This is a genomic window from Novilysobacter erysipheiresistens (assembly GCF_036663935.1).
GTDB classification, from domain to species: domain Bacteria; phylum Pseudomonadota; class Gammaproteobacteria; order Xanthomonadales; family Xanthomonadaceae; genus Novilysobacter; species Novilysobacter erysipheiresistens.
Window position 1 is genome coordinate 152,727 of sequence record NZ_JAXGFP010000004.1, and the last position, 26,312, is coordinate 179,038.

Consider the following 26,312-nt stretch of genomic DNA (forward strand, 5'->3'; position numbering starts at 1 on the left):
CCCGCATTACGGACGCAATGAATGGACCACGACATACGCGATGGAGTGTTGGTGCTTGGCTCAACGGGCTTTATTGGAGCCCACTTGGTCGACCGCCTCGCGGGACTCGGTTATCACGTTTATGCACTCGCACGCTCCGAAGTGGATTCAGAATGCGGGAAGGTGCGACGCATCCAGGGCTCAATCGACGATGGGGCTCTACTGCGAAAGCTGATCGGACGATGCCGCCATGTCATCTATGTCGCGAGTCTCACCACGCCCTCGGCATCGACTTCGGCACCTTTGCTGGAAATCAGCGGAAACCTCACTGCACTCGCGCAAGTTCTCTCGCTTGCCAAGGACTTTCCCGAGCGCCGCATGCTCTACATGTCGTCCGCCGGTGCGGTCTATGGCGACCTGGCCATCGATGCCGATGAGAGCCTGTCACGGCGACCGCGGTCGTACTACGGGGCAGGGAAGGCCGCCGCGGAAACGTTTATCCATGCATGCACCGCGACCACGACCTGGCAGGCTGTCGTGTTGCGGCCCAGCAACATTTATGGACCAGGGCAGCATGCCGCGAGTGGCTTCGCAATCGTGCCAACGTTGTTCGCCCGCGCCGCCGAGGCAACCAGTTTCACAATATGGGGCGACGGCCAGACCGTGCGCGACTACTGCCACGTAAGCGATCTCATCGATCTCACCATCAAAGCGCTCAAACACGAGGACGACACGAAGTATGCCGTCTACAATGCTGCGTCCGGTGAGACCGCCTCGATTCTGGAACTGGTCGCGGCCTGCGAACGTAGCGCCGGCCGGCGAATCGATGTCGAGTTCCAGCCCGCTCGCAGCTTCGATGTGCCCCACGTATCCTTGAACACGAACGCAGCACGCGCGGCCTATCGCTGGAAGGCGAAAATCCCGCTGCGCGAAGGACTCGATCAAACTTGGCGCTGGTTCCTGGGGTCGTACAGCCGCGAACAGATCGCCGATCGTGAGTAGCTCGCCCATGAAAACCGCAGTCGCGAACCGTCCCGTCGACATTTCCGTGGTGGTGCCCGTGTACGGCGGAACCGAGGCATTGCCCGAGCTGCGCGAGCGTCTCGACACCGCAATGCGTGAACGCGCTCTGAGCTATGAGCTGATCCTGGTCGATGACCGTGGGCAGAACCACGCTTGGTCCATGATCGAGTCACTGAGCCGGAGCCATCCCGAGGTCGTCGGCGTCCGCCTCACCCGGAATTTCGGCCAACACGCCGCGACGATCTGCGGCATCGGCAAGGCCCGTGGCGAGTGGATCGTCACCATGGACGATGACATAGAGCATCCGCCAGAAGCCATCGGCGCGCTGCTCGATGCCGCTGACATCGATCATCCACTGGTCTACGGTGTGTTCGCGCAGCGCACGCATGCCAGCTATCGGAACATCACTTCCGAGCTGATGCGTCTTTGTCTGAAGCGCGCTTTCCCGGACATGAACGAGGACTACACCTCGTTCCGGGTCATCCATGCTTCCCTCGCGGAACAACTGGGTCGGTTCGACCTCAATCGTCCCTACGTCGACGGCATGCTGTCCTGGCTGACCTCAAACGCGCGCGCCGTCGCCGTCCCGCATGGCCAACGCAGGCACGGCGAGAGCGCCTACACTCTGCGCAAGCTGATCTCGCACGCCACCAACATCCTTGTCACCTACTCCCACCTGCCGTTGCGCTTGGTAACCTACGGTGGAGCGGCGCTCTCGGGTTTCAGCTTCCTCTATCTGCTCTATGTGATCTGGGGACGGCTGACGGGGCACATCACCGACCCCGGCTACACATCGCTGATGTCGGTGGTATTGTTGGCCTGCGGCATCCAACTGCTGATCCTCGGCACCCTGGGCGAGTATCTCGGCCGCCTGATGGGCGCGGTATACAAGCGTCCGGTTTACTCGATCGAGCGCACCAGTGGCCCGGGGCGGCTCGCGCAACCGCCTGACCAGCCTTGATTGCCTGCGTACGAACCGGATGACGACCGCCGTGGTTTCACGCGAGTTCATCCGCTTCCTCATCGTCGGCGCGAGCAACACACTGGTCGCCTACGGTGCATACCTGCTGTTGGTGAACTGGTTGCCGTATCCGATTGCGTGGGGGATCGGCTACCTGCTCGGCATCGGGTCTGGTTATGTGGCCAACGCCCTGTTCGTGTTCAAGAAGCCGCTTCGCGGAAGGTCCGCGTTGGCGTTCTTCTGCGTCTATCTGGCGCAGTACCTGGTCAGCATCCTTCTGCTCAAGGTCGCGTTGGAGGTGTTACTGCTGCCACATTGGCTCGCTGCGATCGGGGTGATCGTCCTGACGATCCCACCGACGTTCCTGTTCATCCGAATCGCGCTGAACTCAAAGTGATCGAGCGCGTTCACCGGGCTATTCGGGACGCCTGCCGCAGACCACGTACTGGGCGCCGATGGGGACCCGCGACAGCGCCGTGTCGATCCGCTTTGCCCACCCGTACTTGAGCGGGACAAAGAACAGGAATTCGCGGTCGACCGGGACGAAGCCCTGATGCTCGAGCAACTGCGTGACCTTGCGCGGTCCCAGCAAAACCGCGTCGTGGTCGAACGGGCAGCGCAACACTGCCAGCCGCGTAAGCGGATTGACCGGGTTGTGCTCGAAGACCGCGAACAGCCCTCCGGGGCGAGTCACCCGCCAGGCCTCGGCCACGAACGCGGGCCAATCGGCCGGCGGTACGTGGTGCATGACGCACACCGTGAGCGTCATGTCGAAAGTCCCGTCAGCGTAGGGAAGCCTGCCGCCATCGTACGCCTGGTATTCGATCCCTCTGTTGGCGGATCTGGCGGTCTGGATCGCGTCGCTCGATAGATCCACCGCATCGAGCCGGCCTACCCGGCCCATCAGGGCAGGATGCATCGCGCCGATGCCGCAACCGATGTCCAGGCAAGACGCCGCGACTGCCCCCCCTGACGAGTGTCTGTCGAGCAATGCTATGGCACTGTCCGCCTTGCCTTTCAGAAAGTAGTCCACGCCGAGCCCGGAAAACCCGATGGCGTCATCCACGTCCTTCCGATAGTCGGGGTATTCGTCGTTGGCCCAGCGATTTGAATCAGACATGCTTTGGTTTCCCGGGTTCAAATGATCCGCGTGCGGAGATCAACGCACGAGTCTCGGAAAGTACACGTCTACCTGGGAGGCGCTTACCCAGGACGGACGGAAAAGCCCCCGATTGGCCCGGAGACTGAATTTCAGGTCACCGCAGGTGCCGGCAGGCAGGACATCCGGGATACGTACGCGGGTGATTTTTTCGGTGCCGGGCAACTGGATGGTCCAGCGCAGTCGGTTGTCAACCAGGGCCTCCAGCGTGAAGGCGCCCTTCGCCGCGGGGTTCTGATAGGGCATGAAGTAGAAAAATTCGAGCGACAACCTTTCGTCTCCCACGCATAGCGTCTTATCGGCGCTAGTCGTTGCTCCGGGCTCGACATTGACCGGAAATTTCAGCACCAGGGCCAGGTCACCGAATCCGGCGGAGCGTTTGTCAGCGCCATCGTGCTTGATCTTGGCTGCGGATAGCGCCTGACTGGCTTGGAACCAGTTCTGCGGCACGGGTTCAACGGCACCATTCAAGCCCGGTTGCCAGCCGGACAGCGTGCGACCGCGAGACTCCACGTAAACCCATCTCGCCGCAAGCGCGAGCACCGCGTATGCGGCAAATATCAGCAATGTGCCGCGAGTGACGTCCCAACCCCACACCGAAGTCACCGGCACGCGGTCGCCCGTAATGCCCGGGCGCATGGCCAAAGCGAAAGCCACCAACTGAGCCAGGATGAACCACAAGGGGAAGATATAACGCGGCTGGCTCTCTCCAACGAGCAGGAGCAGTCCCACCAACGCGCTCAACAGGCTCATCTGAATCAATCCGTCGAGCGAATCGAGCCGCCGCAGCAACGGCAGGATCAGCCACAGACTCAACGCAGCGAGCACGACGGAATAACACACGTTGTACGCGCGCGTCAGCGGGAGCAACCAATCCGACTTCGTCTTGGCCTGTGATTGATAGAAGAACGTCTGCGACCCAAGCAATGCTTGCCCTTGGGCTCGATGAACGACGTTCCCGATCCGCGCCGCAGGTTGCAGAACCAGGTCGGACAGCGGAATGGCGTTCACCAAATCATGGCGTGCCTCGCCATCCAACTGGGTAATAAATGCCTTGTACAGCACCTGCCCTTGCCCGTACCTACCCGTTGACAGAGATGATCCGTAAGCGCCAACTCGGATATCTGCCAAGTAGCTCCCTTGCTGCGAGGTCAGCATGTAACCGCTGTGCTTCAAACCAGCAGTGATACCGCCGTAAAGAAGGAACGCCGCCGTCGCGAGCAGCACGGCCGATCGCAGGCGAACTGCAGTGCCACCCTTCAGCAGCAACAGCAGTGCGCCCAGGGCGAAACCCAATATCACGATCGGCGTAAGCTCGCGCTGCATGTCCAACAACGTGAGAACCACCGCCAAGCCCAGAACACATCCAGCCAAGATGCCCTTATTTCTCGACGTGGACGTCTTGCCCGCTGCCAGACGGTCGAACGTGATCCGCAGCCCCCACAGGAACAAGACGAGAAAGAAAAGGCCCCATATATCGTGATTGGTGAGCGGCAACGCAAAAATCGGCTCCATCGCACCGATCCACAGCACCACAAATCCTTGCGCCGCGCGATGCCCCGCGATACGACGCGCCAGATCATACCCTGCCAATTGAATAGCCAGCAGGAGGACAAGGTTGACGATCGGCACCACGGCGGGGTCAGCCCCGAACAGTAGAATCGTCGGGACCAGAATGGGCAGTACACGCTCATCATGAATGGTCTGAACTGTGTAGTTTCCGCTGGACACCATGTCCACGGCTGCCTGCCACATTCCCTTGAAATCGCTGATCCAAACAACATCGATCGACGAAATATAGGCGTAGTAGAGGACGGCAGCTGCCGTCAGCGAGCACGCCAGGAATCCGGTCGGATTGAAGGGCGTCACCCGCCGCACTACTGCGACAAACATCAATCCGACAGCGGTCGCGAGTGCGGCGGCAAATCCATAGAACGAGTAAACCCCGCCATTGCCGATAGCCGCAATCACCTGTTGTCCGTATTGCAACAGCACCAGCGCCAGCAACATGAGCAACGGAATGGCCAACAGCGCAACAATCATCTCCACTGCGCGCGCGCTTCCCGCACGCCGCAAACGAGCAGATGAAAGCGCAAAAGACTTCATTGACTTGAGCATTCACCGTCGTCCATCTGTTGGCCTCGCGAAGGCTGCGAAAGGCATTGATTGTATACAGCATCGTCAGTGCCTGCCGGCACTTTCAGCAACCGTCCAAGCTCACGCATCATGTGCAAACACATCTCCCCAGAGATAATGAAATAGGGAGATACCCCATTTGTGATTTGTGTCCGCGACCAAAAGTTCGCCTGGATAATCAATGAAACGAACTCCCGAGACAGTCTCGGGCCACCGGCAGTGCAGCCATCCTCGCAATTTCTCGAGTCTCCTGGATCGACAACTGACGGCCGAAACCGTCTCGCACGAAGGCCATCACCCTGGTGACCGGCTTGTCGAGAACTTCGGCGTGAACAAACGAGTTTTCGTTCTCATACCAGCGCGTTGCGATGCGCTCTTCGCCCGAGAACAGATAGAAGGCATAGCTGAGCCGGCCCTGCCGTTCCGGAACCGGATCAAGGTGTACTTGCGCGTGGAGCGTCTCGCCGGTGGTGGTGGCTTTTACCGTGGTACTGAAAATTGCCTGTCGCAGATCACGCGGCGCATCCTTCGCATCGATGTAGCACGCCATCTCGCCTCCGCTGATCTCTGAGATCAACGCGGCGGGAGGCATGTCGAAATCCAGCATTCGCTGCAACACGAACTCAACCAGGTCGCGAGGTGCCGCCTCATGTCCCTTTCCCCAATTTCCGAACCAGATGAATCCTTCACGGCTGAGGGACATGTGGAACCCGTCGCCCAAGTCGGAATATTCGACGGCCTCCATAAAGGGCGCTGCATGGCGGGCGACGTGCCAGTCGGACGCGTTCTGCAGATAGACGAGGCGACGTGGTACCGCAACCCCAGCTTGTTCCGCGATGGGCAGCAGTGAGTGAACCACCTCAAGCGACTGCAACGCATTCGACGCGGCCAGTCTGAAAGCAGGACCTTTCTCACTTGGCAACGGCAGATCGGGGTAGGCCACCGCGAGGTAGTGCCGGACCGCCGTCTCTTCATATTCGAGCCAATCGATCTGTGGATTCCACGTCAACACCGACGCCTGAGAACCCAGGACATGGCCGTAGTAGAGTGCTGCGAATCCACCGCCGGAACCGCCGATCAGCAATAGCTCCCGTCCCGAGCGTATGGCGAGCCCTTGAAGTACTGCCGCCAGTGCAGTCTGGATCGGCTGCAGTGCATTTCCGGCATACCATGCCAAACCCAAGGTGCAATCCAGCGCCAAGGAGGGATCCGCAACACAGATTGCCGGCATGCGCCGGGTCTTGGCAATGCCAAGGCCAGAGAAGAACGGAGGATGAGTTCCGCGCCGAGTGGTAACGGCACCGGAGAAAAACACTGGCACCACGACGCAGCCAGAGATGTCCAGCGGGCTTCCATGAAACAGCAGATCAAGCGGCAACCCAGCGCAATCGATGGAATGGATGCCATCTGCAAGGACCGGAGCTGTCAGGAACGCGTCGATCGATGGCCATACGTGCCGCTGGCAGTGCCAAGCTGCGTAGTCGTAGCCATCGAGGATATCCTCTTTGTTCACTTGCTTGTACCCGTGCATCGCGTGCGACCGTGTGCTTCGCGAAATTCTTGGCTAGATCAGTTCGCTGCCGTGTCGGTCCACGAGAACATCGCAATACCTTGGGCATCGGGATTCATCAGCCGTGCTGAGGACGGATCGGAAAAGATGGCACTCATGCGGCGACCGTCGGTGCCGATATAGACGTACTGCACCGCTGCCTCACGAGGTTGTGGCCCTGCAACCTTGAAGCCCTTGCCCCGCAACGAATCCGACATTGCGGCAATCGCGACATCGCGATCCACGCCGAGATACTCCACCACCACAAAATGACTGTTCCCTTCGTCGCGCATCGAGCGCACTTTGTGTGGAAACGCTGGAATATAGCCATTGATGAGAACAGCATCGCCTTGGGCGAGCTCAAGATCTGTGGTGGCAGGCGGCGGGCTGCTCGACGGAGATCCCGCACTTGGCGAGGTAGGGGCATCGGATTGGGCACAGGCGACGAGCAGCACCGCGGTAAGCGCTAGGGAAACGAGTTTGTTGTTCATGGAGGTGGCCCTTTTTTTAAAAGCAGGTTTCAACAGGGACGCTGCATCAAAAGCACGACCCGGAACACTTAGTTGTCACTGTGATGACATGGATTTATAAGTCGCAACTCCGCGAATAAGGTCTGCTCGAAGCCGCTTTGCGCGCGCACGCGAAGGGCGGCGTTCCTGGAGAGCTTGGCGAATAGGGCCGGATTCTCGACCAACTCCCCTAACCCGCTCGCCAGCGCAGCCCAGTCTTCCGCTGGTGCCCGCAGGCCACATTCGTCGTCGACAAACTCGGGGATTGCCGCCACCTCGGTCGTCACCGGCACCAGGCCAGATGACATCGCCTCGTCACGGGAGACCCCCTGCGTATCCATCCTGCTGGGGCAGAGAAACACTCCGTACTCCCGATGGATCTCAGCGATCTCGATCTGTGAAAGAAAGCGACGCTCAATTGTAACGTTCTCCATCTCCCGCAACGGCTCCACAGTCTCATCGAAAAGCGCTCCGTCACCGATCAATCTGAAAGCCATGTCGGCAAAATATGGCTGGTCGCGCAACGCCAGAATGGATTTCACTGTCAAGTCATTACCATATGTCCGACTCGCGTAAGGTCGGATCGAAAGCACCTTGTACCGCTGGTTCTCCGGCTTCGGCGCATACAGAAACAACTCATTGTCTACATAATTGTGGATGATGTCATAGCGACGGCCAGTGAGCGCAACGCCGATGTCCTCCATCGCTGTTTCAGCGAGGTAACGCGAAACGAAAACGAAGTGCAGGTTCGGATGGTCGCAACTGAACACTTTGTGCCAGAACGACATCCGCACTTCACTGGCCGCCTTCGCCTCCGCCAACGCACCCTCGGTTGTGTAGTTGAAGGCACGCCGCTGCCACGGCTGGATGTCTGAGCCATGCACCCATACGACAATACGCGTGTTATGCAGTCGATCCTTGATCGTTGACCACATGGCCGGATCGAGGAAATGCACCAACAGCGATTCGTAAGAGTTTGTATCGAGCAGCGATCGCAGTTGGTCCGCACCGCCGACACCAACGTCAACCCCGTCGAACTCATAGGTATGGGGCCGGGTTCGCGGGTTGAACGCGAACACGTCGGTGCGAACACCCGCGTCGCGGTAGCCGAGCACCCGACGATGGACGAAACCGTTGCGGTAGAGATGCTCGGCCGAGGGATAGATATTGGTCAGCAAGAGGTTTCGCGAGCGGCCCAACTGCGGCACCGTCGGCCCCGTGTCCGGCATCGGCCGCAGCGACAGACCGGCGATCCGGGCACTACCGGGACCGAGGACGCGCAGTCCGAGACGGATGTTGGCAGTATCCTCCGGCATGACGTAAACGTGGTTGCGGCCGAACGGCTTGATCGTCTGCCCCAGTCTGGAGCCATCGTGGGCCAGAAAAATCAGCACCACATCCAGGTGCAGCCCGGGCATCGCTACCAGATTGAAACTGATCTCGGCGGAGCTTGAAAGCTCGTCCGGGGTCAGAAGCCTGCTGGCGTATACGTACTTGTGCTGGGTCTCGCCCAGCAGTGATCGCAGAAAAAGAGCATCGTCGACCTTCTTCAGGCGAATCGCACCAGAGTCGATATCACCGCCAAACAACGCGCCCAACGTCGTCGCATCGAGACCGTGCTCGATGTCGAGTGCCTGGGCAATTCCTTGGATGGCTTCGGCCTTGTCGAGCATCACCTGGATCGGCAGGCCGGTATCGATCACCGGCTCGTCGAGTTCGGGACACGTATCCCTGGCGGCATTGGCGACGTAGCCAAACTCGTCCAGGGCAAGGCAGGACTCGCCACTGATGCGGCGGATGTCCAGGTCCCGCAGCCACTCCTGCAGCGAAGAGCCCGCGAGCGCCGACACCGCAGCGACCGCCCGGCGCAACGGTAGTGATGCCTGCCAGTGGTACTGGCGACCGTCACCTTGCAATTCCAGGCTCTCTTCGCTCGCTTCGTACCACGCACCCTTTCCGACCACGTCGGCGGGTGAGTACAGGAAGGCGAGCGCCGTGTCGGTGAGGTAGTTCGCGCCATAGAAATCGCGCACGCTGAAGAATGCCACCACCCCGCCCGGCCACGCCTCGTTGGGCGCGATCGTCTCGGCATCGCGTTGCATCAGCAGACTGATGTCGCGCCGGCCATGCGTCGGCGCGTTGCCTGGCGAGAATCCATCGCGCAGAACCAACACCAGGCGCTTGGCGTGCCACAATTGCCGATCATAGGCCGTGATCACCCGGGCCATGTCCGCATCACTGCCAACCGCGGCGGCGACCACGACCGACGGCAGTTCGCGTTCAACGTGCCTGCCCCCGACCTTGCTGAGGATGTATGCGAGCCGGTTGTCGGTGGTGTGCTCGAGCATCACCTTGCGCAAGGCCAGCAGACGATGCATGCGACGGTATGACACCGTCCCCGTCCCACCCTCTTCGAGCATCGGCTGCAAACGCTTGTTCAGTTCCCTACCGGCGTCGGTCGAGGTCACCAAGTCGCCAAACATCAATCGCAAGCCACGCGAGTAGTTGCTAACCACGTGGGTATTGGACAAAATCAAGTCGAAAGCGCGACGCGCGAACATCGACTGCGACTGTTTCACCGAGTTGAGATTGATGCCGAACGCATAGCCCTTGTAGGCACGATCAATCTCGGCGTAGGCGAGCGTGCCCTGGATCAGATTGCGGTAGCGCTCCGGAAACATGTAATTCGAATCGTCCTTGCCATGGTTGCGATCGAAGATCTCGACGGGCGCGGACTTTTCCAAGGTGGTGATGAGCGTGTCAAAGTCACGCTGGCGTTCCGGGTAGCGCACGTAGTAAGCCCCGGCGAAGCAGAAGGCGTTCTTGCGTTCGAAGCGCTCGATCGGGTTGTGCAGACGCGGCTGTCCCCAGAACGGCAACAGGTACGCGCGGTCGTGACCGAGCAATGTCTTGTAGCGACCGATGCAGTCCAGGTCGGTGGTGAACACATGGTCGAACAGTTTCGCGGTGTTGATGAAGGTGTCGAAGTGGACCGGATCCTCCTTGTTCCAGAACACCGTTGGCACGCCATTGCGCGAGCACCAGTCGAGTAGGCCGAGCAACTCACGGGAGGGGTGGTTGACCTTGCGCGTCCATTGCCCGTTGTTGCCGTGCCAGGCGGATTCGACGATCAGCAGTTCCGGCTTGAACGCGACCAGTTGCTGCTCCCAGCCCGCCACGTCAACCAGACACAGGTCGCACGAATGGATGAACGTACTGGCGGTGAACTCGTCCATGATCCCTGCGAGCCGCAGGTGACGCATGGCTTGCGGGACATGAAGTGCGGGGCCTCTGGCCACCAGGGATGCTTCCCGCGGATCAAGTTCGGCACGGTAGTCCTCCAGCTCGCAGAGCTTTTCACGGACCATGCGCGCGATCATGACGAGGTCGTCGCGCTCCTCGCGTAGGGCCGCGGCTTGCTGCTGCATCCGCTGCGACATTATTTCGTGATCGACACGCTGGGTCGCCAGCCTTTCCTGAAGCTCCTTGGCTGCCGCCTCACGCAGTGCGATCTCCTGCTGCAGCAGCAGGATCTTCCGTTCCTGTTGGGCGAGGTCACGAGCGAGCGCGAGTACGGCGGCGCCTTCTCGACGATCCCGATCATTGGCCTCTATCGTCGCTCCCAACCCAGAGGCCACCTCACTCACACCTTTCTTGTCGCCACCAACGGTCACGAATCGCCCCTCGGGGACTTTCCGCCGCGGCCACGGCGATGCCATTCCCGCCACAACAAGACAGGTATGTTCCACAACAGCGCGAAGGCGCGGATCGGTGAACGCATCGAGCTTACGACGAGCACTCCAAGCTTGAACGAGGTTGAAGCACGCAGGCTGTCCAACTCGTCATTGGCCGTCGCCAGAGATTGTCTTTCGACTGCGAGTTGTCGCTCCAACTCGGAAACACTATGGGTCCTGAGCCGCAACACACGATGAGCATCGACGATCCGCCGTTGCTTGTCTGCCAACTCGCGCTCGTGTCTGGCCAGCTGTCCGTCCCGCTTGACCAGTCGCTCCGACAGATGGCTTGCCTGCGCTTCGGCTGCCGCAAGCGTCCGCTGGGCCGATTCGCGCAAGTCTGTCACTTGTGCCTCGTGCTCCGCTCGTTCGCGGCCCAGTGTGGCCTCCAGTCGAGCGAGCGACGCGCGTTGCTGCTCCAGGACTTGCCTGGCCTGCATCGACCGCTCCAGCAGCGCCGTGATTTCCTTCCTACCCTCGTTCGCGCGGCCCTGCGCATCAGCCAACTGCGCAGCGGCCTGCTGTCTCTCGGCTTGCAGGGTCGCACGCATTTCGGCGAGCGCGGCGACGCTCGCTTCCTGCTGTCGCTCAAACGCCGCAAGCTTTACCAAACTTTGCTCCCGATCCAGTTCGGCTCGGGTGTCGCGATCCGTCGCAATCACGAGTTTCTGTTCCAACTCAGCCTGCTTCTTGTCCCAAGTTTCCAGACGCCCTTGCACCTCAGCCAACGCCTCACGCTTCATCCGCTCACTGTAACGCCCTGCCTGCGCCAATCCAGCCGCAATCTGCCTTTCGCCGCGTTGCATTGCCATCATCTGGGCAAAAGCCCGATCAACCAGCAAGCGACGTTCGTCATCACTACGTGAGGGGAGGAACAAGAAGGTGTCGGTCGCGTTGTAAACCGCGGTGCACGTATAACCCAGTCCATCCATGAATCCATGGATGGACTGGTAAGCGGCGTCACTCCCTGCCTCACAAACGATCCAGGGCCGATCCCTTTCGAGGATACGCCTCGCACCTTTCAATACCGCCAGATCCATTCCCTCAACGTCGATCTTCAGCAATCGAACCATTCCATCGATGTCGACTTTGTCGAGGGGGGTAATCGGGATGCTGCCGCGCTTGTCGGTCTTCAATGTAGTACCACCGACATTGGTTTCGTCGTAGGCCACCACACTGGCGGCGCCACTGCGCTCGCCCAAGGCAACCTGGTGAACCTGCACGAGCGCAGTCAGGTCATTGGCTTTCACATTCTCAGCAAGCACCGCCGCAGTCGCGGGAAATGCCTCAAACGCGAGAACACGGCATTTGAGGATCTTGGCGAAGAAAATGGTGTGATTGCCGATATTGGCACCGGCATCGACTACCAGGTCACCCTCATTCAACGCTGGCGCGAGTGCTTCCAGCATGTCAATCTCGTAAAAATTGCGATCCGTCGTCAATATTTTTGAAATATGATCGTCCCTGGACGGCAGCGTGAACAGAACTGGAGTTCCCGCATACTCTATTTCAATCTGCAAGCGTTCGACAATTTTGCCCATAACCCACCGGAACGATCAATCACTTAGGCCAATAAACTGGATTGGCTGACGCGCCCCGCGAGCTAACGCGAATCGCCATCCATCCACGTAAAGGAAACAATCCCGCGGGCATTCTCGGCTTGTAGCTCTACTGTCGGGGAGTCATGGACGTCAGCGAAGAACTGCAGCCCCTCTTTCTTGCCGACCAGCCTTGTGGCATCGCCATGCGCAACGGGTGCCGCAACGGCAAAGCCGTGGCTGGCCAGGTCGGATTGGATCGTCGCAATGACCTCCGGCGCGTCCATGTCCAGATACTCGGTTATCACCACGTGGCGAAACTTCGCACCAGCCGCCTCATGTCGCTGCGAGCGCACCTGAAGCGCAAACGTCGGGGTGTAGTTGTCAGCCAGAACCAATGCCTTGACGGAGCTCGACTTTGCCGGACCCGGGGTTGCTGCGCCGTCAATCGGGGACGACGCACCTTGATCCACCGAGGATTTCTGGTCGCAACCTGCCGCCAGCAGGCACAGCAGCGTCACGGAAACAATGGTCTTGCGCATGTATCTCTCCATTTCATGGGCCAGTCCGCCATGCTGGGACGGCGTCTGGATGCTGTATGCATCTTGCATTGTACCCTCGGCATGCGCCCGGACAAATGCCAGGCGCTGCCAGGGAGCCAGTCATTCATTCGCCCCGGCTCGGGGCAATCGGCGGTAATGCCATTAGATTATCCGGAGCCCATGCGAGGCTTCGGCCAGATCGCGCAAACGTTCCATGGTGTGCTCATACATCCGCGGCGCATAATGAAATGGCGACAGCCCCCAACGATGATTCTCATCCGCAACCAGCAGGTGCGGCGGATAATCAATCGTGGCGAATGGATGACAGCTTGCCAGCCGGGCGTACATCTTCCCGAGCATTTCGTTGTGGGCCCGGATGCTGTCTTGATCCTCAAGAAGTTCGCCGCTCGCGGTCCGCGAAGCCCAATACACGCGATTGATAATGATCTTGCCCGGGTCGACGGTAGCCATTAGCCGCCTCACCCCTTGCAGCCAAAGCTGCATGCGCGCGCCACTGGCATATCCCAGCGATTGGCCCCGACCTTCCGGAAATCCCGCTTTCTTGAACTCCGTGGATGCCGTGACCGGCACATCGTCCAGCATCAACAGGGGAAAGCGTTCATCGATCAAGTCCACCAGCACTACGTCGAACTGAGTCGATCTGAGCATGGCTGGCAGTTTTCTGGCGAGATCAATCTCGACCATCCGGCGCTGCCACTCGCTGTCCATGGAAGTTAAAGCGGATAGCATGTGCGCCGGCGCCGGAGTTCGATGGAAGGCGCTGGCCAGCGAAGTACGGGCGACGTATCGGACCAAGGTAATGTCGGTTTCGACCAGTGCGAACGCGTCCCGCGAGACGCAACTCCCGAGCACGAATACGGAAGGTGGACACGGTTGATTCGATAGGACGTTCGGATCGTGCGCCGCTGGACTGCCAAGGGTTCGGGCATGAGCGGACCCGACTGGCGTCGTGGCCTTTGTCTTTTGTCCGAAGCTGTCCATCGCAAAAGCTGCAACCCGGGTTGGTGGCTTGCCGGGCAACAGCGGAAACTCGGCCTCCGATGCGCTTTCGTACCACCGCACCTGAATACGCTCGCCCCCCGAAAAGACGTAGAAGGCGAAACGCGCAGAGCCTAGTCCTGACGGCACTCCCTCGACCGCCGCGCTTACCTTCAGCGTGGCCACGTCGGTCAACGCCGCCCGGACGCCAAGGTTCGCGCGATTGGCAGCATGACGAAAACTAAGCGGCAGCCCTGACACTCCGCCACCTGCTTCGTCCAGCGCTCCCAAGTTATGACTGATTGCTTCAATCGAGTTCGCTGGGTCCAGCATGAGGTCAATCAATGCGCAAAGCGTACGCTTCGGAATTGGCTCATGCCCCTGCGCCCAATCGCCGAACCAGAACAGCGTTCGCTCGTCGGCAGTTCGGTATCGGCCTTCGTTCGCCTCGACCGTCATGCCGGCCAGCAGGCTGCCCGCGTGGTTCAGCACATGGAAGTCGTCGCTGGCGTTCTGCAGGTACACCAACCGCCGCGGCAACTGCCCCGCAGCGTAATCCAGATGCACGGCGTGGGAGATTCCCTTGCCCCGCATCGTGGCGCCCGCGCTGGTCAATCGAGGATCGTCTTCCCAGGCTTCGTCCGGAAATGCACTGCGCAAGTACGTTTTGACCGCGTTGCGGTAGTACGCCAGCAGATCGGTTTGCGGATTCCAGACGAGCACTGAAGCGCGCTCCCGCAACTTGCCCCCGAACTGCAGTGCTGCAAACCCCGCGCCAGATCCCCCGACCAGAAGCAATTCGATCTGAAACTTGTCGGCAAGTCCGGCCAATAGCTCCAGCACACAAGCCTGCGTTTGCTGCCGACTACTTCCGGCGTACCACGCCAATCCGAGATCGGGATCCAACGCCAGGGTCGGATCAGCGATGCATATCGCTGCAATGCCCTTCGATTCGGCGATGCCAGATCCGGAGAAAAAAGGTCCCGGTTTGCCGCCGCGGTTGCTCACCGCGCCGGAGAAGAACACCGGAAGTACGGTCTGTGTCGCTTTCCCCAAGCATGCACCGTTGACCATCAGCACATCGAGCGGCAGTCCTTCGGCCTGGATGCTGTGCACGCCATCGGCAATGCTCGGGGCGGCCAACAGGTCGGCGGTGGAGTTCCAAACGTGTCTCGCGTTGCCCCAACGCGTGTAATCCAGCGCAAGCATCATGCGCCAGCGCGCCTCGCCTGACCGTCGAACAGTTCGATCTCCCGGGCGATGGTGGTTTCAAACGCGCTCTGTTCGCGCACCCTCGCCGCAGCGGCGCGCGACAGGCGCATGAACAACTCTGGTTCCCGATACAGCCGTTCAATGGCGTCGGCCAACGCGATAGCATTCTCGGGCTCGACCAGCAGTCCGCAGTTTTCATCGACGAACTCGGGGACGGCAGCAACCGGGTTGGTGATCGGAACCAGTCCGGAGGCCATCGCCTCGTCCCGCGAAACGCCTTGCGAGTCCATGCGCGTCGGACACAGAAACACACCGTAGTCGGCATGCAAATCGGCAATCTCGCGCTGCGACAGGAACCGACGCTCAATCCTGACGTTCGGGAACGCCCGTACCGGCTCGACCGTATCGTCAAACAGGACGCCATCGCCGATGAGATGAAACTGGAGTTCATCGAAGAACTCGCGACGACTGAGTTCAACGATTGCCTGGACCGTCAGATCGTTGGCATACACTCGCCCTGCATACGGCCTGATCGAAATAATCCTGGTCCGCTGCTCCGCCGATTTTTTACGGTATGCAAACAATTGGTCATCGACAAAGTTGTGAATGACCCGGTATTGACTGTCCGGCAATCGGAAGCCCAGGTCTTCGAACATAGTTTCCGCAAGGTGGTGCGAAACAAAAACCATCACAAGGTTTGGATGGGGAACCTTGAGAAGCGACTTCCAAAAGCGCATGCGTCGTTCGCTAAGCACAGTTGCACGATCACGCTCGGCGTCGGTGCTGTACTCGAACGACCGCCGCGTCCACGGCTGCACTTCCGATCCATGCGCCCACACGTAGATCCGCGTATGGCCAACGTACTTCTGCAGCACTTCCCAGGCCTGCTCCGTGAGGACATGGGCCAGGATGTTGCGATACTGTCCAGACGCCAGCGCAGCGCGCAGATGCTCGAACTGCCCTTCAGTGATATCCACGCCTTCATGTTCGCTGAAGCAAAGCTGGGCTGAGCCGATCCGGAACACGTCAACGCTCGCGCCACAACGATCGTACTCGGTGGCTCTTCGGTGCACGAATGCATGTTTGTAGCGATCGCGATAGGAAGGATAATTTTTTGCCAGCAGCAGAGTGCGGGAGCGGCCGATGATGGTGTCCACCTGCAGCGGGACGTGGTCGAGCGCCAGGCGCTTGATCGCGAACCGCCCCGCCGACGTCAGGCGCAGGCCGATCAGCGCCTGAATCGTTCCTGCAGGCACCGAAGCGGTGATGTTGGTGGCCGCCTTGACGATGGAGTGGCCGAGCTTGTTGTCTGCTTCGTCCTGGAAAACGAGAACCAGCTCGAGCCCCTTGCCCGGCTCGCAAACCAGTTGCATGCGCGCGACGTCGGTCAGGTTCAATGAAGTTTTGGACAGCGCCTGTGTCAGGTAACAATAAGCATGCTTGCCCGGCGGCACCGTCGAGTTGACGATCAGTTCGTTGCCGTCGTGCTCCATCGAAAGATATTTGTTGGCCAATGTCCCGAACAGATCGTGGAGCCGCTTCGAACCGATCTCCTCGATTCCATGTTGGCCGCTCGCGTCGAGAGTCAAGGTTCCCCCTCGAATGTCTTCTGCGATCTTCAACAACTCATCGACTGGGAGACCTTCGTCCAAACCATCCAAATCATCTACCACAGCACTAGTGATGTCACCTGGCTGTGCCGTGGCGACAGCGCAGTAGTTGAACTCATCAAGAGTCAGGGTTTCGATCGGCACGATCCGGGGTGCTTGGACCCATTCAAGTGTGACGTTGTCGCCTAGCGCGCTCGGCAATACCAAAGCCCGATGCAACGCCACTTCCTCGCTCATCTGATATTGCCCCCCGGCGTTCTCCAGTTGGACGCCGTTTGGGGTGAGTCGGTAGTAGGCGTGCTTGCCGACGGCATCCACCGGGCTGTAGCCGGTCGCCAGAGCCAGATCGACAAGGTAATTGGGACCGTAGTAGTCACCAGGCGCGAACAGGGCAAAGTAGTGATCGCCGGGAAGCAGGTCACTTAGCTTTCGGTGGCAGTGCTGGTCCGCGAGGATTACCTCCACGTCGTCGGCTACAAGCGGGCTCGCAGGGAGGAAACCGGTTGCCAGGCTCAGCAACAAACGCTTGTGCACCCACTGCTGGCGACGATAGTTGGCAATGGCCGCATCAAGCGAAGCGTCATCGACGACATTCGCCAGTACAACGACTTTCGCGCCTTGCGCTTGCGTGGCGTGGCCGAATACTTTCTCGACCACATAGCCGAGTCGATGCTGGTAGGTGTGCTCGCGCATGACCTTGCGCAGGCCTGCCAAGCGGAATTTGCTCATCCTGACGGGGTCTTCAACCAGCGGCTTGAGCTGGCGAATCAACTGCTCACTGTCGTCACTGGCGATCACCAGGTCACCGAACGCAAGCCGCATGCCGCGGGAATAATTGCTGACCGTCACGGTGTTGCTCGCCAGCAGATCGAAAACCCGGCGTGCGAACATACTTTGCGAGTGTTTTACGGTGTTGATGTTGATGCCGAACTGATAGCCCTTGTAGGCCATGTCGATCTGCTCGAACGGCAGGCTGCCGAGGATATGCGGCCGGTATTGTTCGGGAAATATGTAGTTGGGATGGGTTTTCCCGTGATTGCGATCGTAGATGTCGACCGGCGCCAGCGTCGAGACCGCTGCGATAAGATTGGCGAAATCCTTCTGCCGGGTCGGATAGCGTACGTAATAGGAGCCGGCAAAGCAGAACGCGTGTTTTCGGTTGTAGCGCTCGATTGGGTCGTGCGCACGAGGCTGCGTCGCGAACGGCAGCAGATACACCCTCTCGTGTCCCAACGCGAGCTTGTAATGCTTGATGCAGTCGATATCGGTGGTGAACACGAAGTCGGCCAGCCGGGCCGTGTCGAGGAACGTCTTGAAGTGGACGGGGTCCTCCTTGCTCCAGAAGATCACTGGAACGCCGATCCGTCGGCAGTGCGCAACCAGCTGATGCAGTTCTGCGGATGCGTTGGAGATCTTGCGTTGCCACAGGCTGTCCTTGCCATCCCATGCCGACTCAATGAACAGCAGGTGGGATTTGTGTAGTTCAAGTTCCCCGCGCCAGCCTTCCGGCGTCACCGCCTTGACATCGCAGCAATCGCGATAGGCGTTGAACGTGAATTCGTCCATGATCGCAGCGACACGGAGATCCGCCGGGTTAGCCGGCAAACCGCTTACCCGCGGTGCCATGGTTGCTGCCGGATTGCCCTCGCCTTTCCTCTCGTCGCCAGTATCTGGTGCGTACTCGGCGTGGAACCTTGCCAGTTGCTGGCGCAGGGCCGGTGCGAACCAGTCATGTGGCAACGGAATCGTGACCAGTTGCCGTGCCTCGCCGGGCATGGATCGGCCCGAGCGGCGCGCCTCCAGCACCAGCTTCGCGACCCGATAGGGCAACGCCAACATGCCTGTAACCGATCGAACCGAGCGCGTGATCACGTAGCCCAGCTGCAGGGAGATGGAGCGCAGCAACGCATGCAGGCCCGCTTCCATCGCGGTCAGTAATGCATCCGCTTCAATCAGCAGGTCTGCCCTGCGCGAGTTCTCACGTTCGATCCGCTGGACGGTTGCGCGCAACTCACGGGCTTCCCCCTGGCTGCGCCGAAGATCGTCGTGCAGTTGCCGGATGCGTTGTTGCGTCCCATCCAGCTGTCGCCCGGCACCGACCGGCGGGTCGGAGGGATGTTCTGCCTGCGTTACCTCCGGATTCCGACCCGTGCCCGCCATCACTTCCTCACTTCAACTTGGGTTTGGAACGCCCGACGGACGTCGCTCAGATACAAATCCTGGTCAGACCCAAAAGCCCACGGGATCGACAACGACCTTGTTCTGCGGTTTTGGAAAGCCATGGAAGGCGCTGTGCGGCACCAGTACCACGATCACATCCGCTTCCTGCAACGCCTTCTCGGTTTCGACGAAAGTGATTGCGCGATCGCGTGCCTCATCGTCCGGTAGTGCCGTGAAGAACGGATCGCAACTGACAACACGTCCCGCGTACTTGCGCGACAGGATGCTGGCAATCTCCAGCGAGGGGCTTTCACGGAAGTCATCCACGTCGGGCTTGTACGTCAAGCCCAGGCAAGCAACAGTAGCTTCCGGGTTCGCGGTCAATGCCGCGTCGACCTTGGCGACGACGTGGTGCGGTTTGAGATCGTTGACTTCACGCGCGGTACGGATCATGCGAGCTCGCTCTGGCGAGCTGGAGACGATGAACCACGGGTCCACCGCAATGCAATGGCCACCCACGCCTGCACCAGGCTTCAGGATGGATACGCGGGGATGGCGGTTGGCGAACTCGATCACCTTCCAGACGTCGATGTCGAGGTCATCGCAGATCATCGACAGTTCGTTGGCAAATGCAATATTGACGTCGCGAAACGAGTTTTCGGTCAACTTGACCATCTCGGCGGTACGGTCCGTGGTGATGTGGCAAACACCACGCACGAAACGCTTGTACAAGGTCGCGGCGCGCTCCGCGCAACGCGGGGTCATTCCGCCAATGATCCGGTCATTCTCGACCAGTTCCCGCAGCATCTGGCCGGGAATGATCCGCTCAGGGCAGTATGCGAGACACACGTCGGCCTGCTCACCTGCCGTCTGCGGGAAGCTCAGGTCGGGCCTGGCTTGGGCAAGCAGTTCAGCCAACATGCCAGTGGTACCCACCGGCGAGGTGGATTCCAGGATTATCAAGTCGCCACGCTTCAAGACTGCGGCGATGGCAAGCCCGGCAGCCTGGATGTAGGACACGTCGGGACTGTGCCCCTCATCCTTACCCACGGGAGTCGGCACTGCGATGATGAACGCATCGGCAGCCACCGGTTTCATCACCGCTCTCAGGTGGCCGGTCTGGACGCATCGTTCGACAAGCTCGTCGAGATTGCCTTCCTCGATATGGGCCTTGCCGCAGTTGATTGCATCCACTGCCCGTCGGCTTACGTCAACGCCAACCGTATCCAGGCCGGTGGAGGCGAACATAGCGGCGGTCGGCAGCCCTATGTAACCAAGCCCGATGACGGATAAGGTATTGACATCTTGAGTATCATGACTCTGCATGGGGCAATTCCAATAGTCCAATAATAATAAAGCGACAGCATGGGTTCGGGCGCTTTCCGTACCCGGGCGTCAACGGCACAGTTTTCGATATTCCAGGATCGACTCGATCACGCCGCCGGCGAACGCCACCCGACCGTTCTCCAGCACCACGCCCTTGTTGCAGACCCGGCGCGCGATTTCGAGGTTGTGAGTGGCGAGAATCACGATCCTACTGCCCTTGACGCGATCGTTCATTCGCGCCCTGGCTTTCCGGATGAACTGCATATCGCCGGCACCCAGCCATTCATCCAGTAGCATTATGTCGCCTTCGGCTGCCGTCGATACCGCAAAGCCGAGACGCATGCGTTGGCCGGCCGACAGAGTGCGCAGTCGATGCTGCGCCGCGTCATTCAGGCCGGAGAACTCCAGAATATCGCGCGTGAGTTCGCGAATTCGGTCTGCCGGCAGGCCCATCGCAGTACCGCGCAACAGGATATTCTCCTCGACGGTCGCTTCGCCGCTGAAGCCCAACGAAATGTTAAGCAGTGCCTGGCGCCGCCCTTCCACTTCAAGCCGACCCGTGGTTGGCGGATAAGCACCCGTCAACACACGGAGCAAGCTGGACTTGCCGGCACCATTACGTCCGATCAACGCGACCCGATCACCTTCGGTTGCTTCGAACGATACGTCCTCAAGGATGGTGCGGAAGACCCGTTCGGGCCGCGCTGTGGATGCGCCAAGCAACGTACCGAACCACGACTTGTGATTGCGCGCACGTTGTACGTAATGTGGCACGCACAGACCAACGCCAGTCGCCCGCAAATGCGCCGTCATCGGAAAAACCTCACCTTCAAATCCATAGCGGCACGAACCGTGCATAACGCCGGTACAGGAACGCAGCCATTACCCAGCCGAACACCGACATCGCGCCGATGGCGTACAACGTCGTAGCTTCCGGCATTGCACCCAAAGCCGGGGCGCGCACGAACTCGATCAAGTGAAAAAACGGGTTGAACCGCATCACCAAACCACGAATGGTCTCCGGCGGAACCATGGAGGCATCCCACAAGATAGGGGTAAGCAGAAACCCAAAGATAAGAATGGTGCCAATCATTTCCTTGGTGTCAGGAAAACGCGCCCCGAACAAGCTGATGATGATTGACATCCACAGTATGTTGAGGAATAGCACCGGCAACGTGAACGCCAACGTCAGCAGCCAGGCAGGGTTTGTCGGTGACACCATCAGTACGATAGTCACCACGACCAGGAGCCCCACCATGAAAAATAAAAACGACTTGGCGAACGTACGCAGAATGAAATCCGTGAACCGGGTCCGGCCGTCCATGATGAACGCTTGATGCATGGCAAAGACGTCTGCTGATTCGGTCATCGTCTGAATAGACAACCGCCACAGGATGTAACCAAATCCAAGATGGGGAATAAACGTCCCAGGGCTGCCTCCCATCATGTGGGAGTACAGATATCCGATTCCGAGCACATAGGCGAGCGGCGGCAGTAGCAACCAGCCGACACCCAGCCGGGTGCGTCGGTAGCGGGTAGCTATGTCCAGCCACACCGCATAAGCCCAGAATTCACGGTGATGGATACTGCTGCGCATGTCGCGCAATACGCCCTTCACGACAGGACATCCCAGCGGGTGCGGTGAGCAGGCGCGAAATGAAATTTCCGAACTTCAATCATCGCGCAATCAACGCCGATTCAATGTCACTACGCAGATCCGCCTGATTTTCAACGCCAACCGATAGACGCACCAGATTGTCATTCACTCCCAGAGCCTCCCTACGCTCCACCGGCACCGACGCGTGAGTCATGATCGCCGGATGGTTGACCAGGCTCTCGACACCGCCCAGGGACTCGGCCAACGCAAACAGCTCCGTGCGCTCGCAGAACCGCTTCGCAGCCTCCACGCCGCCCTTGAGCAGGATCGACACCATCCCGCCGAAACCGTCCATCTGCCGTCCGGCCAGCTCATGCTGCGGGTGCGACTTCAGGCCTGGGTAGATGACCTTCTCGATCGCCGGATGGCCTTCCAGCCACTCCGCCAGCGCCTGCGCGTTCTCGCAATGCGCCTTCATCCGCAGATGCAGCGTCTTCAGCCCGCGCAGGGCCAGGAAGCTGTCAAACGGCCCCTGCACGCCGCCGATGGAGTTCTGCAGGAACGCCACCTGCTCGGCCAGTTCGGCGTCGTCGCCGACCACGACCATGCCACCAACCATGTCGGAGTGGCCGTTGAGGTACTTGGTCGCAGAGTGCATGACAATGTCGGCGCCGTACTCGATCGGGCGCTGCAGGATCGGCGAGCTGAAGGTGTTGTCGACCACAACGATCAGGCCGCGCTTGCGGGCGATCGCGGCGATCTGGGCGATGTCGACCAGCTTCAGCAGCGGGTTGGTCGGGGTCTCGATCCAGACCATCCTGGTCTCGGGCCGGATCGCGGCCTCGAACGCGGCGGCGTCGCTGAGGTCGACCCAGCTGAAGTCCAGCCCGGCACTGCGGCGGCGGACGCGCTCGAACAGGCGGTAGGTGCCGCCGTAGACGTCGTCCATCGCGATGACGTGTCTGCCGGAGTCCAGCAGCTCGAGGATGGTCGAGGTCGCGGCCATGCCCGAGGCGAACGCGAACCCGCGGCTGCCGCCTTCCAGCGCGGCGACACAGCGTTCGTAGGCGAACCGGGTCGGGTTATGGCTGCGGGTGTACTCGAAGCCCTGGTGCACGCCCGGGCTCGACTGCACGTAGGTCGAGGTCTGGTAGATCGGCGTCATCACCGCACCGGTGCTGGGGTCGGGCGACTGGCCGGCATGGATGGCGAGGGTGCCGAGGCCGTGAGGGGGGGCACCCTTGTTGGAGTTAAGCATGGTTCTCCCGGTTCGACGCGTGAGTTGTGTGTCGAGGCGAACCTGACATTCTAGCGGACTTGTCGAGGCCAGTCCTTCATCTCGAGGCCGTTCACGATCCCGCATTGACTGTCTGAAGAAGGACGCTCTCCACCTGACGCGCCGTGGCGGTCCACGTCCAACCCCGAACCCGCTCCAGCGTAAGATCGAGCCCTGCTTCCAGGCGACCTTCTCGGTGCATATCGACGAGTTCGGATAGAACGCGTACGACCTCAGCACGGTCGCCACGGCGTGCCCAACCCCGCTTCAGCACCCGCAGCAGATCACCCGACGAGTCGCTTTCGGCTACGGACAAGTGGAGGATCGGTCGACCTGCTCCGAAGTACTCGTACAACTTTCCGGGCACCTGACATGGATCCGCGTTCGCGAGGTTGACCAAAATGTCCGTCTGGCGCTGGAGCCGCAGAAGATGGCGATGAGGCACGGCTCCCAACAGGATCAACTTACGCGGAAACTCTTTGGCACACGCAATCACCCAGTCAGGAACATTGCCCGAGGCAATCCAAAGGGAGGTATTGGGCACGTCAAGGATCGCCTCGATCAGTACCCTCGGGTCTCGGAAGCTGTAAAAGCTCCCTGCGTAAAGTAGCTTCAGGTCTCCGTCACGCCTCTTGGGCAACCGGTCTGCAGAAAGTTCCTCATCAAAACCTTGCGTCGCCACGGACATGGGGGCGCCGGTATCCCCATGCCTCTCCCGCAGGAGCTCGATTGCGGATTGGGTCGTCATCAGAACCTGATCCGCGTCACGCATGACCCGTGCCTCCAGATCGCGTGCATGCCGGCGCCAGCGAAGCGGCGTGTATGGAGCGAGGACGGGATCGGCCATGTCGACAACCCAACGAAAGCCCTTTCGTTTGGCATGCAGGCCTAGTTGCAGGGTAATGGCCGGTTCGTGGGAGGAAACCACGACATCCGGGCGCACCTCGCGAAGCAGCCGCGAGAGCGCGAGGCGACCCGGTAGGTACCATTCGCCTCGAACGTCGGGAAAAACGCTCCAACCTATCGTGCGCAGGCACTTGTGCAGCAACCGACCTTTCCAGTTCAGTCTCGGGGGCGCCAGCGAACGGACCGCCGCGCTCGAAGGGGCGGTGACACTTGTCGAGGTGCCCGCCCCGTCGGGGGCGTGCGCCGGCCTGCGTCGCTCAAGCCAACCAATCAACGACCGAACGGGCCCCGGCCAGACACGATGCACCTTGACCTGAGGCCCAAGCGGCGGCAACCCCTCGGCAGCACCGGCAATAGCCGGCGCCATTACGTGCACTTCGTGTCCAAACTCCGCCAACCGTCCCGCCAGATAAGCCCAGCGCAGCGATTGAGCAGAAGCGTTAGGCGGGAACTCATATGCGATGAGCAGAACACGGAGCTTTCGGGTCACGGAACCGCTGTCGGCCGTCAGGCTCACTCCACCCGCCGGCGCAGGTAGTTCAGCAGGTCGATGCGTGTGATCAGGCCGAGGAACTTCTCGCCGTCGGTGACGATGGCGACGTGGCCGCGGTCAAACACCGGCAGCAGCGCCTCGATCGGGGCGCGCACGTCGACCTTGTCGAGCTTGCTGACCATCGCCGTCGCCACCGGGTCGCGGAATCGGCCTTCGTCGCCGTAGACGTGCATCAGGATGTCGGACTCGTCGACGATGCCGACCAGTTCGTCGTCCTGCATCACCGGCAGTTGGCTGACGTCGTACAGCTTCATGCGCTGGTAGGCGGTCACCAGCAGGTCGCCCTGGCCGACCACGACAGTGTCGCGCAGCGAGAACGGGCGCAGGATCAGGTCGCCGAGGTTGCCGGCCTGCTCGCGCTCGAGGAAGCCGTTGTCGACCATCCAGTAGTCGTTGTACATCTTCGACAGGTACTTGTTGCCGGTGTCGCAGACGAACACCAGCACCTTCTTCGGGGTGGTCTGTTCGGCGCAGTATTTCAGCGCGGCGGCCAGCAGGGTGCCGGTGGAGGAGCCGCCGAGGATGCCTTCCTTCTCCAGCAGCATGCGCGCGGTCAGGAAGCTTTCCTTGTCGGAAATCGCATAGGCCTTTTTCACCCGGGTGAAGTCGGAGATCGACGGCAGGAAGTCCTCGCCGATCCCCTCGACCATCCAGCTGGCCGACTTGTCGCTGAGGGTGCCCTGGTTGATGTACTCGGTCAGGATCGAACCGACCGGGTCGGCCAGGATCAGTTCGGTGTGCGGGGATTGTTCGGCGAAGCAGCGCGACAGCCCGGTCATGGTGCCGGAGCTGCCGCAGCCGAACACGATGGCGTCGACGCCGCCGACCTCGGCCATCTGGGCGAGGATCTCCGGGCCGGTGCCGTGCTCGTGCGCGGCCGGGTTGTCGGGGTTGCCGAACTGGTTGATGAAGTAGGCACCCGGGGTCTCGCGGGCGAGGCGCTCGGCGAGGTCCTGGTAGTAATCCGGGTGGCCCTTGGCGACGTCCGAGCGCGTCAACACGACCTGTGCGCCCATCGCCTTGAGGTTGAAGATCTTCTCCCGGCTCATCTTGTCCGGGACCACCAGCACCAGTTTGTAGCCCTTCTGCTGGGCGACCAGCGCCAGGCCGAGGCCGGTGTTGCCGGCGGTGCCCTCGACCAGGGTGTCGCCGGGCCTGATGTCGCCGCGCGACTCGGCGGCCTCGATCATCTTCAGGCCGATGCGGTCCTTGATCGAACCGCCGGGGTTCTGCGATTCGAGCTTGAAATACAGCTCGCAGACCCCGGTGTCGAGATGCTGGGCCTTGACGATCGGGGTGTCGCCGATCAGGTCGAGTACGGAGGCGGAGATGGACATTCAGGCACGCGGCTGGCGCCGGCGGATCGCGGCGGATACGGGATTCTACGGGATGGTGCGGAGGAGGCCGCGGGGGCGACGGCTTTCTGTAGGGGCGACGTAAGTCGCGACCCGCCGAACCGGTGGCGCGATGTACAGGTCGCGACTTACGTCGCTCCTACATGAATCAGTCGCATGGGCGGGCGATGGCGGTCGGACGAGGATCG

General features: G+C 60.5%; 19 protein-coding genes. 3 read left to right on the top strand and 16 right to left on the bottom strand.

Annotation, left to right across the window (positions count from 1 at the left end; translation table 11 throughout):
• The first annotated feature begins 21 nt into the window (after window positions 1-21).
• Genes SNE34_RS09020 through SNE34_RS09030 form a run of 3 tightly spaced genes read left to right on the top strand, consistent with a single transcriptional unit; the run spans window position 22 to window position 2,360 of the window.
• A complete protein-coding gene (locus SNE34_RS09020) occupies window positions 22-981 on the top strand; it encodes an NAD-dependent epimerase/dehydratase family protein (RefSeq protein ID WP_332616652.1) in 960 nt (319 codons plus the stop codon).
• A gap of 7 nt (window positions 982-988) precedes the next feature.
• Window positions 989-1,963 (top strand): glycosyltransferase family 2 protein, encoded by a 975-nt coding sequence (locus SNE34_RS09025; RefSeq protein WP_332616653.1) that lies wholly within the window; start codon window positions 989-991, stop codon window positions 1,961-1,963.
• A 19-nt stretch (window positions 1,964-1,982) separates the two neighbouring features.
• Window positions 1,983-2,360 (top strand): GtrA family protein, encoded by a 378-nt coding sequence (locus tag SNE34_RS09030; protein ID WP_332616654.1) that lies wholly within the window; start codon window positions 1,983-1,985, stop codon window positions 2,358-2,360.
• Window positions 2,361-2,378: 18 nt separating this feature from the next.
• Here the strand turns inward: SNE34_RS09030 and SNE34_RS09035 are convergent, their stop codons facing one another.
• From SNE34_RS09035 to SNE34_RS09105, 16 genes are all read right to left on the bottom strand, one after another.
• A complete protein-coding gene (locus SNE34_RS09035) occupies window positions 2,379-3,083 on the bottom strand; it encodes a class I SAM-dependent methyltransferase (protein ID WP_332616655.1) in 705 nt (234 codons plus the stop codon).
• A gap of 39 nt (window positions 3,084-3,122) precedes the next feature.
• On the bottom strand, window positions 3,123-5,240 hold the full coding sequence (locus SNE34_RS09040) for a hypothetical protein (protein WP_332616656.1): 2,118 nt from the start codon (window positions 5,238-5,240) through the stop codon (window positions 3,123-3,125).
• 99 nt (window positions 5,241-5,339) lie between these two features.
• Window positions 5,340-5,495, bottom strand: coding sequence for a DUF6270 domain-containing protein (locus tag SNE34_RS14830; protein WP_425604491.1), 156 nt, complete (start codon window positions 5,493-5,495; stop codon window positions 5,340-5,342).
• A complete protein-coding gene (locus SNE34_RS09045; RefSeq protein WP_332616657.1) occupies window positions 5,437-6,789 on the bottom strand; it encodes a hypothetical protein in 1,353 nt (450 codons plus the stop codon). The genes SNE34_RS14830 and SNE34_RS09045 overlap by 59 nt, the downstream gene beginning before the upstream one ends.
• A gap of 38 nt (window positions 6,790-6,827) precedes the next feature.
• The gene (locus SNE34_RS09050; RefSeq protein ID WP_332616658.1) at window positions 6,828-7,298 is read right to left on the bottom strand and encodes a hypothetical protein; all 471 of its coding nucleotides are present in this window, start codon (window positions 7,296-7,298) and stop codon (window positions 6,828-6,830) included.
• Between the two features lie 68 nt (window positions 7,299-7,366).
• Entirely contained in the window at window positions 7,367-10,990 is a 3,624-nt protein-coding gene (locus SNE34_RS09055) for a glycosyltransferase (protein ID WP_332616659.1), read from the bottom strand.
• Window positions 10,987-12,591, bottom strand: a complete 1,605-nt coding sequence (locus SNE34_RS09060; protein ID WP_332616660.1) for an FkbM family methyltransferase — start codon at window positions 12,589-12,591, stop codon at window positions 10,987-10,989. The genes SNE34_RS09055 and SNE34_RS09060 overlap by 4 nt, the downstream gene beginning before the upstream one ends.
• A 62-nt stretch (window positions 12,592-12,653) precedes the next feature.
• Window positions 12,654-13,130 carry a hypothetical protein gene (locus SNE34_RS09065; RefSeq protein WP_332616661.1) on the bottom strand — a complete coding sequence of 159 codons (477 nt, stop codon included), beginning with the start codon at window positions 13,128-13,130 and terminating at the stop codon, window positions 12,654-12,656.
• Between the two features lie 162 nt (window positions 13,131-13,292).
• Window positions 13,293-15,341, bottom strand: a complete 2,049-nt coding sequence (locus tag SNE34_RS09070) for a DUF6270 domain-containing protein (RefSeq protein ID WP_332616662.1) — start codon at window positions 15,339-15,341, stop codon at window positions 13,293-13,295.
• Complete coding sequence (locus SNE34_RS09075) at window positions 15,338-19,111, bottom strand: glycosyltransferase family protein (RefSeq protein WP_332616663.1); 3,774 nt, start codon at window positions 19,109-19,111, stop codon at window positions 15,338-15,340. Before SNE34_RS09075 ends, SNE34_RS09070 begins: the two co-directional genes overlap by 4 nt.
• A gap of 63 nt (window positions 19,112-19,174) precedes the next feature.
• Window positions 19,175-20,437, bottom strand: coding sequence for a UDP-N-acetyl-D-mannosamine dehydrogenase (gene wecC, locus SNE34_RS09080; protein WP_332616664.1), 1,263 nt, complete (start codon window positions 20,435-20,437; stop codon window positions 19,175-19,177).
• Between the two features lie 69 nt (window positions 20,438-20,506).
• The gene (locus SNE34_RS09085; protein WP_332616665.1) at window positions 20,507-21,250 is read right to left on the bottom strand and encodes an ABC transporter ATP-binding protein; all 744 of its coding nucleotides are present in this window, start codon (window positions 21,248-21,250) and stop codon (window positions 20,507-20,509) included.
• 16 nt (window positions 21,251-21,266) lie between these two features.
• Complete coding sequence (locus SNE34_RS09090; protein WP_332616666.1) at window positions 21,267-22,055, bottom strand: ABC transporter permease; 789 nt, start codon at window positions 22,053-22,055, stop codon at window positions 21,267-21,269.
• Window positions 22,056-22,113: 58 nt separating this feature from the next.
• Window positions 22,114-23,292 carry a cystathionine gamma-synthase gene (locus SNE34_RS09095; RefSeq protein ID WP_332616667.1) on the bottom strand — a complete coding sequence of 393 codons (1,179 nt, stop codon included), beginning with the start codon at window positions 23,290-23,292 and terminating at the stop codon, window positions 22,114-22,116.
• A 91-nt stretch (window positions 23,293-23,383) separates the two neighbouring features.
• Window positions 23,384-24,733, bottom strand: coding sequence for a glycosyltransferase (locus SNE34_RS09100; RefSeq protein WP_332616668.1), 1,350 nt, complete (start codon window positions 24,731-24,733; stop codon window positions 23,384-23,386).
• The gene (locus tag SNE34_RS09105; RefSeq protein ID WP_332616669.1) at window positions 24,730-26,106 is read right to left on the bottom strand and encodes a pyridoxal-phosphate dependent enzyme; all 1,377 of its coding nucleotides are present in this window, start codon (window positions 26,104-26,106) and stop codon (window positions 24,730-24,732) included. Before SNE34_RS09105 ends, SNE34_RS09100 begins: the two co-directional genes overlap by 4 nt.
• Window positions 26,107-26,312 lie beyond the last annotated feature (206 nt).

Excerpts from the sequence above, each read along its gene's own strand:
- SNE34_RS09035 (WP_332616655.1), bottom strand. The coding sequence starts at position 3,083 with ATGTCTGATTCAAATCGCTGGGCCAACGACGAATACCCCGACTATCGG.
- wecC (WP_332616664.1), bottom strand. The coding sequence starts at position 20,437 with ATGCAGAGTCATGATACTCAAGATGTCAATACCTTATCCGTCATCGGG.
- SNE34_RS09095 (WP_332616667.1), bottom strand. The coding sequence starts at position 23,292 with ATGCTTAACTCCAACAAGGGTGCCCCCCCTCACGGCCTCGGCACCCTC.
- SNE34_RS09025 (WP_332616653.1), top strand. The coding sequence starts at position 989 with ATGAAAACCGCAGTCGCGAACCGTCCCGTCGACATTTCCGTGGTGGTG.
- SNE34_RS09020 (WP_332616652.1), top strand. The coding sequence starts at position 22 with ATGGACCACGACATACGCGATGGAGTGTTGGTGCTTGGCTCAACGGGC.
- SNE34_RS09085 (WP_332616665.1), bottom strand. The coding sequence starts at position 21,250 with ATGACGGCGCATTTGCGGGCGACTGGCGTTGGTCTGTGCGTGCCACAT.
- SNE34_RS09030 (WP_332616654.1), top strand. The coding sequence starts at position 1,983 with ATGACGACCGCCGTGGTTTCACGCGAGTTCATCCGCTTCCTCATCGTC.
- SNE34_RS09075 (WP_332616663.1), bottom strand. The coding sequence starts at position 19,111 with ATGGCGGGCACGGGTCGGAATCCGGAGGTAACGCAGGCAGAACATCCC.
- SNE34_RS09040 (WP_332616656.1), bottom strand. The coding sequence starts at position 5,240 with ATGCTCAAGTCAATGAAGTCTTTTGCGCTTTCATCTGCTCGTTTGCGG.
- SNE34_RS09060 (WP_332616660.1), bottom strand. The coding sequence starts at position 12,591 with ATGGGCAAAATTGTCGAACGCTTGCAGATTGAAATAGAGTATGCGGGA.
- SNE34_RS09105 (WP_332616669.1), bottom strand. The coding sequence starts at position 26,106 with ATGTCCATCTCCGCCTCCGTACTCGACCTGATCGGCGACACCCCGATC.
- SNE34_RS09070 (WP_332616662.1), bottom strand. The coding sequence starts at position 15,341 with ATGATGCTTGCGCTGGATTACACGCGTTGGGGCAACGCGAGACACGTT.
- SNE34_RS09065 (WP_332616661.1), bottom strand. The coding sequence starts at position 13,130 with ATGCGCAAGACCATTGTTTCCGTGACGCTGCTGTGCCTGCTGGCGGCA.
- SNE34_RS09050 (WP_332616658.1), bottom strand. The coding sequence starts at position 7,298 with ATGAACAACAAACTCGTTTCCCTAGCGCTTACCGCGGTGCTGCTCGTC.
- SNE34_RS09045 (WP_332616657.1), bottom strand. The coding sequence starts at position 6,789 with ATGCACGGGTACAAGCAAGTGAACAAAGAGGATATCCTCGATGGCTAC.